This is a genomic window from Loigolactobacillus jiayinensis (genome assembly GCF_003946445.1).
GTDB classification, from domain to species: domain Bacteria; phylum Bacillota; class Bacilli; order Lactobacillales; family Lactobacillaceae; genus Loigolactobacillus; species Loigolactobacillus jiayinensis.
The window spans coordinates 108,466-120,184 of record NZ_RHOF01000001.1; the positions used below are offsets into that span (position 1 = coordinate 108,466).

Consider the following 11,719-nt stretch of genomic DNA (forward strand, 5'->3'; position numbering starts at 1 on the left):
TTTCTAAACGTGTTCCCCTTAACTTATGTTTTCAAAAAAGTGCTATGGCATGGTTAAGTAAAACTTAATTGTGGACGCCTAGTAACTGGCGAATTTCGCTGACACTATTTTTATCGCTGGTAAAAATTAGGTGATCATCCTGTTCAATGAAGGTGTCACCATGAGGTGCAACAAATTGGCCGTTGCGGTAAATGCGGCTGATGGTGATATTTTCGATAAAGGGCAGCGACTGTAATTCGCGACCAGCAAAGCGGCGATTACGTACCGTAACTTCATACAGGTCAGCGTCATTATCAGTTAATAATTTCAGCGTTGATGGCGACTCGATCATCTCCCGCAGCATACTGATGTTGATATCAAAGCTATTATAGATCTCTACACCTTGTTCAGCGAGCACGTCATAACTGTTATCGGCTGCGTCACGAGCTTCAAAGCGGGCGATAATTCGTGGCACATGCTGTTGGACTGCCGCTGTAGCTAAACGCACGTTAACTTCATGATCAAAGTGGCCAAGAACTAAAATATCGGTGTCAAAAGCCTGGGCATTTAACAAAGATTTTTCGGTTAGGTCAGGTAGTAGCGTCACGTTGGCTTCACTATTGTAGGTCCGGTAATTTTTCTCCTGATCCGTCAGCATCTGAATACTATACCAGCCTTGTGATAAGCGCTGGGCTACAGGAATCGTCAGAATATTGGTGCCGATAAAAGTGACCCGCGTTTTGACTAAATCTTCCTTTTCTGGCTGATAGAGACGGTTGAAAATAATTGGCGAACAAATACAAGTTAACACGGCGGCTAAGGTAAAAGCGCCTGCCTGCTGTGTATTGATGACATGCAGGTTTTGCGCAACTTGCAATGTGGGTAGAACTAAGGTGATCGTAGTTGACGCTAAGAAGCTACTAGCAACCGCGTTTTTCATAGTGAAACGCTGACGGAAAATCAAGATTGGTACGATTTTAGCTAACAGGAAGCAAACAAAGAAAATTGGAATTAAAATCAGTGACTCGCGATCGGCTAATAGATTACCGAGATTTAATTTGGCACCAGTGGTAATGAAAAAAATCGGGATGAAAAAGCCATAACCAATTGAGGTCAACTTATCACGAGTAGCCGTGCTCGGCTGTAGCAGTTTCATGACGATCCCAGCCAGGAAAGCGCCTAAAATATTTTCAGCGCCAACTTGTTCGGCAATGGTCACTAAGGTAAAAATCAGGAAAAAGGCCAGCCGGATATCTAGCTGGGTGGTTGTTTTATCGATTTTAGCGAAGAACCGGTAAATGCTGCGAAAACGCATCAATAGAATGATCGCCGCTAAGAAAATCAGCAAGACTAGCCATAAACGATTAGAGTGGCCACCATTCAAGGAAGCGTAGGCGGTTAAAGCTAATAGCGGGATGATCTCACCTAAGGCTGCGGTCAGTAAAATTGTTTGGCCGAGCGCTTTACTCAGTAGTTCTTTTTCCGTTAAGGCAGCGATAACCACACCTAAGGCAATTGTTGAAAATAAGATTGTTGCCAGCAGAACGTCACTAAATAAGCCAGTCAGTTGTAGTATCCAGCCTAGTAATGCAGCGGTGATCAAAATACCGGCGTAACTACTAATGGCGAGTTTTAACGGTGACCATTTTGCTGGTGCTTCGCCGTTGATATTTTTTTGTGGTTTGAACAGGTCAAAATCAATTTCCATCCCCGACAGAAAAATTAAAATGATCACGCCGAGCGTCGATAACTGATTCAAGCTTGTGGTCAAGGTGACCCAGTGGAGTAGGCTCTTACCCAAAACAATACCGACCACAATTTCGGCAACAGCAGTCGGTACTACAGAAATGTTAAATCGTGCCATGACTAGTGGCGTCATTAGGGCTGCTAGTAGGACGATCAATAAAGATAATTGTGCCATGAAAAACCTCCACGAATATTATTGTTTATTTTTAATCAGATTATAAAGGCCAATGCTAAGACTTGGCAAGAGCGCCACCAGTATAATACCCAATAAGATCATTGAAAAGTGGGCTTGGACAAATGGCTGGGCGCCGAGAAAATAACCTAACAGGCTACCGGTACCGACCCAGATTAACACGCCAAGAAAATTATACAAGACAAAGCGTGGCCAGTTCATTTTGAACATGCCCGCGATCAAGGGAACAAAGGTACGAATCATTGGGATAAAGCGCCCGAAAATCACGGTCTTACCGCCGTGACGAACAAAAAAATCGGTGGCACGTTCTAATTTATCAGCCTGAATATGACGGTTAAAGAATTTCCAGTGGCCTAAGTGGCGACCAATTTCGAAATTAACTGTATCACCAAGTAAGGCAGCTAAGAAAAAGGTCAGACTTAGCCAACCGATATCAAGAAAAAAGCCGTGGCGCGCTGCTAAGGTGCTGCTGATGAAAATAATCGATTCTCCTGGTAAAAAGGGAAAAATAACTAAACCAGTTTCAGCGAAAATTAACAAAAATAAAATGGCGTAACTGCCGCGGCCAAAATATTGAAAAATTGGTAATAGCACTGTTTCTAAATGGGTTAGGCCATAAAAAATGGTGTGTAACATGCGTAATCCCTCACTTGTTGTGACTAATGATACTCTTAGTTTACCCTTTGGTTACTATTCCTGCTAGCATTGACGATTATGTTTTACACGAACTTAAAATTTTCTCACAGGCTGCTTGGTTGTATCGCTTTCGTCTAAGTGATAAAATGGTTTATCTGAAATTGCAGGATGTTTTAAACAGCGTTCAGCTTTTAGATCACAATCTAGATTGCCGATAAAGAGTTCACAGGGGGCCGTTGGGCAAGTGTGGCTAGGCGGTGAAAAGTTGCTTTTTAAAATACCTTTATGCTAACTCAGTTACAAAAATAACTTAAAGTTAAGCGTAAATACAATCTAAGACAAAACGATTGATGCAGATTTACGTAGTAGGGAGGTTGTTAAAATTATGGCTGATACGGAAAAGCAACAAGAACAAGCACGTGTTGATGATGTTATCACAAAAATCAAGCGTACCGAAGCAACACTGACTGATAAAATTGCGGCAGCTAAAGCCGATGAAAAGAACATCAATGATAATTTTTACAATGATGTACGGTTGAATGTAGGGTCCTATGAATCCATGATGGACACAGCATTATCGATCCGACAGCAACAGCAAATGTTGAATGATCGCAACAATAGTTGGCGTCACTCAACGCAACAACTAGGTGTATTGCAACGTTTGGAAAAGACACCTTACTTTGCGCGAATCGATTTTCAAGAAACCAATGCTAAAGCGCCAGAAACCATTTATATTGGGCTAGGCTCTTTTACTGATAAGCAGGATCATTTTCTAGTTTATGACTGGCGGGCGCCGATTTCTTCAATCTATTATGATGGTAATCTAGGTCGGGTCACTTATCAAACGCCAGATGGTGAACAGGCAGTGAATATCACGCTGAAGCGGCAATTTTTGATTGCTGACGGTGAAATCAAAACTATGTTTGACACGCAAGAAACTATTGGTGATCAGATGCTGATGGAAGTGTTAGGCGAGCAAGCCGATACCAAGATGAAAAGCATTGTTACCACTATTCAGCGCGAACAAAACCAAATCATTCGCGATACTAGCGCGCGCTTGTTATTCGTCCAGGGGGCAGCTGGTTCCGGTAAAACATCGGCAATCATGCAGCGAGTGGCCTATTTATTGTATCGTTACCGTGGCAATTTAAGTTCTAGCCAAGTGATCATGTTCTCGCCGAACCAATTATTCAACGACTATGTATCCAATGTGTTGCCAGAATTAGGCGAACAGAATATGGTTCAGCTGACCTATTATCAGTACGCAGCACGGCGGATCCCTAGCTTAAAAGTCGATGATTTATTTACTCAGTTTGAGAAAAATGAATCAGCCGTTGATAAAAAAATCAATCAACTGAAGGGTAGCTTAGCCTTTTTCCGTGCCACCAAGAAGTACGCAAATGGCTTAGGTACGAGTGGCATGCGCTTTCGTGACGTTAAATTGCGTAACGAAGTATTCATTGACCATGAGCGGATCGAGAAAACGTACTATAAATATAATACTAACTATCGGTTAGGTAATCGCCTGAATGCGACTAAAGAAGAATTATTGAAGTACTTTGGTCGGCGGATCGAGTCTGAAATGAAGGCAAAATGGGTCAGCGAGTTCATTCAAAATTTGGATGAAGAAGGGATGCGCAAGTGGTACGGCAACCATCCGCGTAACTTTGAAAACGGCGATAAAGAATTCCGTTTCTTAGCTCGACGGATAGTAACAGCCGCGTTTGAGAGCGTGCGCCGTGGCGTGATCCGTAATCGATTCTTGAATATTAAAGCGCAGTACATCGACTTTTTACGCCAAGTACCTCAATTGTTAAACTTGAAGAAATTCGGGTTAACAGAAGAAGCTTGGCAATTAAATGTCAATCAAGTGCTAGCTGAATTACGGCAAAAGCAGTTGGCCACCGCCGACGTAACACCATATTTACATCTATATGATTTAATGACCGGTAAGCATGGTGACCGCGATATTCGTTATTTATTTATTGATGAAATTCAAGATTACACACCTTATCAGCTAAGTTTCCTGAAATCCAGTTTCCCCAACGCGCGTTTTACATTGTTAGGAGATCTGAACCAAGCTATTTTTACACAGGAAAGTAGTCATAGCTTACTGAAAGAATTAGCAACCATGTTCAAGCCAGAAGAAACCCGAGTGGTGCAGTTGACGCAATCATATCGTTCAACGCAGCAGATCACTGATTTTACCAAGGCCATTTTGCGTAACGGTGAATCAGTAACCGCCTTTGATCGACAAGGGGCACTACCCAATATTGTTACCGCGCCGGCAGAAGACGCGTTATTAGACGTTTTGCAGCAGCAACTTGCCGAAAATACGGCTGCTAATCGAGTAACGGCGATCATCACGAAAACATTGCCAGAAAGTAAGGCTTTATACGAAACCTTACGGGCACGCGGTGAAAAAATAACCTTGATTCGCTCTGAAAATCAACGTTTAGCTGCTGGTACAATTATTGTGCCTTCATATTTAGCTAAAGGTTTGGAATTCGACGCCATCATTGCTTGGCAAGTGACTGCGACCAATTATGGGGCTGACGATCAGCGGCAACTATTGTACACGATTGCTTCTAGAGCGATGCACCGCTTAACCATATTGGCGCAAGGCGAATTATCACCATTATTAGCGGATGTACCGCAATCAGCTTATACATTGACCCAGCTAAATTAAATTGGGCTTGTATTTTTAATGAAAACGGTTATAATTTAATGTAATTGAAAGCAGGGGAGCTGTTGTGAACAGCTGAGAGGAAAATACATTTTCGACCCTTTAAACCTGATTGGTTAAAACCAGCGTAGGGAGCTATTTTGACGGTAAAAGCACATCCTTAGGCAATGAGGATGTGCTTTTTTTATGCAAATTTTTAGTTCGGCTTTCAAAAAAAGGTGAGGGAGGATAGGACTTTATTTAGGGTAATCGGTATTTAATTAGACAAGGAGGAAATTATGATGAATTCAAGTATTGCGGTTCAAGTTTTACCTTTAAATGTGGATACACAAAAAACAGTGGCTATTGTTGATGCGGTGATCGCTTATATTCAAACCACTGGCGTCAGTTATCAGGTGAGTGCGTTTGAAACGACCTTAGAAGGGGATTATGACCAGCTAATGACTGTGGTCAAACAAATTCCTTTAGTGGCAGCTAAAGCAGGGGCAACGGCTGATATGATCTATTTAAAAATTAATTATCAAGCTCAAGGTGAGGTTTTAACGATTGCAGAAAAAACAGATAAATATCAAGATTAATTGGGCACCATGGCTAGTTTTAGGCCTTTGCTTATTATTGTGGCAGGCTGTAGTTAGTTTTGGAATCGTACCGCGCTTTTTATTGCCGGCGCCAACCGATGTTGTGACAGCTCTTTATACCGATCGGGCGTTATTGCTGCAGAATATGTGGATAACTTTAACAGAAACGTTAATTGGTTTATTAGTGGGTATTTTATTAGGTATCTTTTTGGCAATCGTGATGGATCGTTTTGAATTCTTATATCGTGCGGTTTATCCATTGCTGGTGATCAGCCAGACCGTACCAACAGTGGCAATCGCGCCGATTCTGATTCTCTGGTTAGGCTACGGCATGTTGCCTAAAATTGTCTTAATTATCGTCACCACATTTTTCCCAGTTGCGGTGGAGATGTTGGCTGGTTTTCGCGCCACCGATCCAGATCTATTACAATTGATGGCGACTATGGGGGCAACACGCCTAAAAGTTTTGTGGTTCGTCAAGTTGCCACAAGCTTTGGATCATTTCTTTGCCAGCTTGCGTATTGCAACCACGTATGCCGTCATTTCGGCAGTTGTGGCCGAATGGGTTGGCGGTAATGATGGCCTAGGTGTTTATATGACCCGCGTCATGAAAGCTTATGCCTTTGACAAAATGTTTGCGGTGATCGTTTTGATCACGATTCTGAGTTTGCTATTAATGGGCTTGGTCAATGGCTTACAACGCTGGTTGGAGCCATGGAAACGCGCAGTAAACAAACAATAAGATTAGCTTAGCATTAATTACAAAATGAAGGAGTACAAAATGTACAAAAAAATATTAGCTGGCGCAGTATTAGGGTTAACCTTACTTGGTTTAACTGGTTGCGGGCAACAAACCAAGTCAACGAAAACAACTGAGTTAACGGTGGTACTTGATTACACGCCAAACACCAACCATACAGGTTTATACGTCGCTCAGCAGAAAAAATTCTATCAAAAGCACCACTTAAAAGTGAAAATCGTACAACCACCACAGAGTGGGGCTGATGGTTTAGTCGCAGCCGGTAAAGCCCAATTTGGCGTTTCTTATCAGGATACGATGTCACCAGAACTTAGCGGGAAAAAACAATTGCCGATCACGGCCATTGCTGCATTAGTGCAACATAATACGTCAGGAATCATGTCGCGGCAGGCTGATAATATCACCAGTCCTAAGGCGATGGTAGGTAAGCGTTACGCCACGTGGAATTTACCGATCGAACAGGCAATTATCCGTACCTTAGTTAATCAGGATGGTGGTCGCTACCAAGACGTTAAATTGACCCCGGGGAACTTTACTGACGAGGTGGCCGCGCTAAAAACTAAGAAAGTCGATGATGTCTGGGTTTATTACGCTTGGGGTGGCATTAACGCGCAAGTCCAGAATTATCCGGTTAATTATTTTGCCTTACGTAAAATCAATCCAGTATTTGATTATTACACACCAGTTTTGATTGGGAATAATCGTTATTTGAAACAACATCCAAAAGTCGCTAAAGAATTTTTAGCGGCGACCAAGGAAGGCTATCAGTATGCCATCAAGCATCCGACCAAGGCGGCAACTATTTTAGAAAATAAAGTGCCAGAATTAAAGGGTAAGCAAGCTAAGTTAGTTTTAGCGAGTCAAAAATGGTTAAGCGGCCAGTATCAGGCGGAAGTTAAACGCTGGGGTTACATTAAACCACAACGGTGGAATCGCTTCTATCAGTGGTTAAATCAAGAAAAATTAGTCGACACACCATTAGCTAAAAATGCCGGCTTCACTAATCAGTATCTACCTAAGTAAGCGACTGAAAAGTTTAGAAAGTGGGTGAGTCGTATTCTATTAGAGGTCGCGCACGTCAGTAAAAAATTTGATCAGCAGCCAGTTCTTGCTGATATTAGTTTGAAAATCGACCATGGTGAGATCGTTGCCTTATTAGGAATCAGTGGCTCTGGAAAGACAACCTTGTTCAACATTATTGCTGGATTATTAGCTTGTGATCAGGGACAAGTGCTTTTGGCCGGAGAAGATGTTACTGGGCAAAGCGGCCAGGTTAGTTATATGCTGCAAAAGGATTTGTTGCTACCATTTCGAACGATTGCTGGTAATGTAGCGTTACCGCTGTTGCTGCATGGTGAAAACAAACACGCGGCCTACCAAAAAGTATTGCCCTACCTTGAGACGTTTGGTTTGGCGGGAACGCAAGCACAATATCCAGCAGCACTTTCTGGCGGGATGCGTCAACGCGCTGCCTTATTGCGTACTTATTTATTTGGTAAACCGCTGGCGTTACTGGATGAACCGTTCAGTGCTTTAGACGAGATTACCAAACGCAATATGCATCAATGGTATTTAGACGTGATTCAGCAGATTGATTTGACCACGCTACTCGTGACACATGATATTGATGAAGCGTTGGTGTTGGCGGATCGAATCTATGTTTTGGCCGGCACACCTAGTCGTATTGCAACAGAATTGAAGTTGCCAGCCCGTGCGCAGCGGGGACAGGATTTTGAGTTAACACCCACCTTCGTTGACTTTAAACGGCAAATTTTAAGCCTATTAGCGGGTGCGTAATTTAAAACTTACTATAAAAATAAAGCGCTTTAGCAAAATTCATGAATTCTCCCCACCAAGTATGCTAAACTTTAATTATGAATGGGTCATATGGCTTAGCATTGGGGGGATCGAAGTGGCAAACTATCAAATTAGTTTTAACAATAAGATCAAAACAGAAACTATTACGGTGGCTTACACTGCCAGTCATACAACGTTGAGTGGCCGGCGGCAGATTTTGTATAATGGTGAGTCAGTTTTCCAACGGGAGGCGGTACCACCGCTGTTATTACAAACTGGAGAAGTGGCTTTACGGTCGATTGAGCAAGTTATGGTCGGGTTAAAACAAAACTATCAGTTGGTAAAGGTTAATTTTGCACAGCCACAAAACTCTGCGTTACTGGGTGTACCGAGTTTTCAGATGTTTAGTCGCTATTTAAAGGAGCATAAATTGTTACATTGTGTGCCAACGCACCAAGCTGCTGGTAAAACGGTTGTAGATATTACATTTGAACAAGAATTACGCATTGGTTAAAGCAAATGCGAGTGCGCCATAGTTTAGGTTTTTTCTGGACTACGGCGTGAAAAAACAAGCAACCGCCTACTGAAGTTTGTCAGTGGACGGTTGCTTGTTTCCTTATTTAATTTAAAACAATTTAATCAATATCCTCAAAATTGCGGGACCAAACAGCACCCATTACTTTGCGGCCAGTATGAACACCTAGTACTGGTCCTAGGCTACTGGTATCGATCGTAGCTTGGGGAAACGTTTCTTTTAGATCGGCGACCCATTCGTCACTGGTCGCCTGATTGTCGCCATTAATGACATCAATGCGAACAGGGTAGCCAACGCTATCGATAAAGCTAGCAATGTCGGTTTTGATGTGAATAAAGGCGCGGCGCATCGTTCGTTCCTTAGCCGCAGCAATAATTTGCCCAGCATCGTTGAAACGTAAAATTGGTTTGATCCGTAGCATATTACCCAGCAGCGCCGAAGTATTACTTAAACGGCCTGTACGGACCAAATGACTAAGATCGTCAACAACGAAATCAACGTGTTGCGTTGAACGCAATTCAGTTAATGCGGCAAGAATTTCTTCAACCGACTTACCGGCGCGGATTAATTTTGCGGCTAACAGTGCTTGGTTAGCTTCGGCGGCGCTGGTCAATTTAGAATCAAATGGATAAACTTTAATGTTATGAATATTCGGTAGATAAGCTTCAAGGTTGTTGATGAAGCTGGTGATGCCGCTAGATAAATGAATACTGATCACGGCTTCATAACCCTGAGCGGCTAATTCATCATAGACCGCTTGAATTTGGCCCATGGAGATTTGTGCGGTGGTTGGCAATTCCTTTTCGCTGGTTAATTTCTCGTAGAATTCCTTAGTTGTGATATCGACATTTTCTTTATATGTGTGCTGACCAAAAATTACGGTGATTGGAACGACAGTAATATTATTGGCAGCGGCTTGTTCAGGGGTTAAATAGCTGGCACTATCAGTTACAACGGCAATTTTCATACTAAACTCCTTTTTGGCGCAAACCTTGTATTATTTATTGAGCAAACGTTAACTGGATTAAATGCGCTAAGGTAAAAAAGCGCGTAGTTTCATTTTACGCTAAATATAAAAGTATTGCGACTATGTTTTACTTGCCAAATAATTGTTAGCGCTTTATTTTGCAGGTAGTACATCTATCAGTCTACTTTGTTATTGTCTGGATAAATTGCAATTAATTTTGCGGTGAACCTGTGCTATAATTCTGGTAATGCTTACACCGTAACTGGCTAAGTATAGATTACAATGAGGTGAGTAAATGGCCGTAAAAAGTTGTCAAGCATCGTTGATCGTGCATCAGCATCGGGTACGTTATCAGGATCTTAATTCACATCAAACGATGCACGGTGGTCAATTACTTCATTTGTTCGATGATCAAGTTGCTGAATCAGCCCGACAGTTTGGCCATCAGCGGGTGGTAACGGCTAGCGTCGATCGTTTTGACTTTATTCAGCCGTTAGTCTATGGTGAGCAATTCACAATTTATAGTTTTGTTAGTGGCGTGACCCAGCGTTCACTAGAAGTTTACGCTTACGTACTCAATGCAAAAGGCCAGTTCGCCGACGAAGCGTTCTTATCCTTGGTCAGCATGGTCCAACAACCTGATTGGCCACAGATTCAGCCGGAAAGTAAATTAGAACAAGCGGTGTGTGCTGGTTACGCTCAGCGCTATGCCGCCAATCTAGCACAACGACAAGCGGCCAGCGCACGACAAGCTTTACTGTAGTTGGAGGAAACTTGGTTTGCAAAATGAAATGAACTATTACAAAATTGAACGGCATGAATGGAAAAAGTTTTACCGTAACGGTATGGCACCATTATCACAGGCTGATTTGGATCAAGCCAAGTCACTGAATGACCGAATTTCTTTAGCTGACGTTAAAGAAATTTATTTGCCGTTGCGTCATTTGGTCCACGTTTATTATGATCAGTATCAAAGCCAGCAACAAGATCGGGCGGATTTTCTACGTTTGCGGCTGCACAAGGCACCATTTGTCGTGGGTATCGCAGGTAGTGTTGCCGTGGGTAAAAGTACGACTGCACGCTTATTGGAGATATTACTGACCCGCGCTTATCCGACTAAAAAAATTCAAAATATTACCACTGATGGCTTTTTATATTCTAACGCCGAATTGAAGAAGCGTGGTTTGTTGGCGCGTAAAGGCTTTCCGGAAAGTTATAATATGAAGCGGCTGATCATGTTTATGAATGAAGTTAAAAATAATCTTGGTCCCGCTAAAGCACCACGTTACTCCCATCAAAGTTATGACGTATTACCTAATCAGTATGACTTGATCGATTCACCAGATATATTGATCGTTGAAGGAATCAATGTACTCCAGTTACCTAGCAGCCAGCCAGTCTACGTCAGTGACTTTTTTGATTTTTCAATTTATGTTGATGCTGATCCTGTGCTGATTGAGCAATGGTATTTGGATCGCTTTAAGTTGTTGCTGGATACGGCCTTTACTGATCCAACTAATTATTATTATCCTTACGCCATTGGTGATCGTAAGGCTGCAGTGGAAATGGCTAAAAATGTCTGGATGACCAACGATCTACCTAATTTACGTGATTATATTTTACCAACACGCAGTCGAGCCGATGTGATTTTACATAAAACGAATAATCACCGGATCAATGAAATTTATTTACGTAAGTTCTAGCGGTGGGTAAAGTGTTCAGGTTTTAAGGCTACTTGAGCCTGATTCAGGCTAATACCTATTTTTGCGAAACATATTTTAAATGAGAGTCTGTTAGGAATAGTTGACCTAGCGGCTTGCAATCAGTAGAATAGGTTTATTG

The 11,719-nt window shown here is 42.2% G+C and carries 11 protein-coding genes and 1 riboswitch; of the genes, 8 read left to right on the forward strand and 3 right to left on the reverse strand.

Going from position 1 to position 11,719, the window contains the following annotated elements; genetic code table 11:
* Positions 1-64: 64 nt before the first annotated feature.
* Complete coding sequence (locus tag EKM80_RS00500; RefSeq protein WP_125551131.1) at positions 65-1,900, reverse strand: cation:proton antiporter family protein; 1,836 nt, start codon at positions 1,898-1,900, stop codon at positions 65-67.
* 18 nt (positions 1,901-1,918) lie between these two features.
* Entirely contained in the window at positions 1,919-2,554 is a 636-nt protein-coding gene (locus EKM80_RS00505; protein ID WP_125551132.1) for a VTT domain-containing protein, read from the reverse strand.
* 385 nt (positions 2,555-2,939) lie between these two features.
* Between EKM80_RS00505 and helD the strand changes: the two genes are divergently transcribed.
* The 6 genes from helD (at position 2,940) to EKM80_RS00535 (ending at position 8,889) form a co-directional block, all read left to right on the forward strand.
* Positions 2,940-5,243, forward strand: a complete 2,304-nt coding sequence (gene helD / locus EKM80_RS00510) for an RNA polymerase recycling motor HelD (RefSeq protein WP_125551133.1) — start codon at positions 2,940-2,942, stop codon at positions 5,241-5,243.
* A 42-nt stretch (positions 5,244-5,285) separates the two neighbouring features.
* A riboswitch (TPP riboswitch) is annotated at positions 5,286-5,391 on the forward strand.
* A gap of 130 nt (positions 5,392-5,521) precedes the next feature.
* The gene (locus EKM80_RS00515) at positions 5,522-5,818 is read left to right on the forward strand and encodes a thiamine-binding protein (protein ID WP_125551195.1); all 297 of its coding nucleotides are present in this window, start codon (positions 5,522-5,524) and stop codon (positions 5,816-5,818) included.
* Positions 5,787-6,560 carry an ABC transporter permease gene (locus tag EKM80_RS00520; protein WP_225418768.1) on the forward strand — a complete coding sequence of 258 codons (774 nt, stop codon included), beginning with the start codon at positions 5,787-5,789 and terminating at the stop codon, positions 6,558-6,560. Before EKM80_RS00515 ends, EKM80_RS00520 begins: the two co-directional genes overlap by 32 nt.
* 39 nt (positions 6,561-6,599) lie before the next feature.
* Positions 6,600-7,601 (forward strand): ABC transporter substrate-binding protein, encoded by a 1,002-nt coding sequence (locus tag EKM80_RS00525; protein ID WP_225418769.1) that lies wholly within the window; start codon positions 6,600-6,602, stop codon positions 7,599-7,601.
* 24 nt (positions 7,602-7,625) lie between these two features.
* Positions 7,626-8,375: an ABC transporter ATP-binding protein gene (locus tag EKM80_RS00530; RefSeq protein ID WP_125551135.1), complete on the forward strand. Its 750-nt coding sequence runs from the start codon at positions 7,626-7,628 to the stop codon at positions 8,373-8,375.
* A gap of 115 nt (positions 8,376-8,490) precedes the next feature.
* Positions 8,491-8,889: a hypothetical protein gene (locus tag EKM80_RS00535; RefSeq protein ID WP_125551136.1), complete on the forward strand. Its 399-nt coding sequence runs from the start codon at positions 8,491-8,493 to the stop codon at positions 8,887-8,889.
* A 121-nt stretch (positions 8,890-9,010) separates the two neighbouring features.
* Here the strand turns inward: EKM80_RS00535 and EKM80_RS00540 are convergent, their stop codons facing one another.
* Positions 9,011-9,877 carry a DegV family protein gene (locus EKM80_RS00540; RefSeq protein WP_125551137.1) on the reverse strand — a complete coding sequence of 289 codons (867 nt, stop codon included), beginning with the start codon at positions 9,875-9,877 and terminating at the stop codon, positions 9,011-9,013.
* Positions 9,878-10,172: 295 nt separating this feature from the next.
* On the opposite strand from EKM80_RS00540, the gene EKM80_RS00545 reads away from it, so the two are divergent.
* The gene (locus tag EKM80_RS00545) at positions 10,173-10,640 is read left to right on the forward strand and encodes an acyl-CoA thioesterase (protein ID WP_125551138.1); all 468 of its coding nucleotides are present in this window, start codon (positions 10,173-10,175) and stop codon (positions 10,638-10,640) included.
* Positions 10,641-10,656: 16 nt separating this feature from the next.
* Positions 10,657-11,580 carry a type I pantothenate kinase gene (gene coaA / locus EKM80_RS00550; RefSeq protein WP_125551139.1) on the forward strand — a complete coding sequence of 308 codons (924 nt, stop codon included), beginning with the start codon at positions 10,657-10,659 and terminating at the stop codon, positions 11,578-11,580.
* The last annotated feature ends 139 nt before the right edge of the window (positions 11,581-11,719 follow it).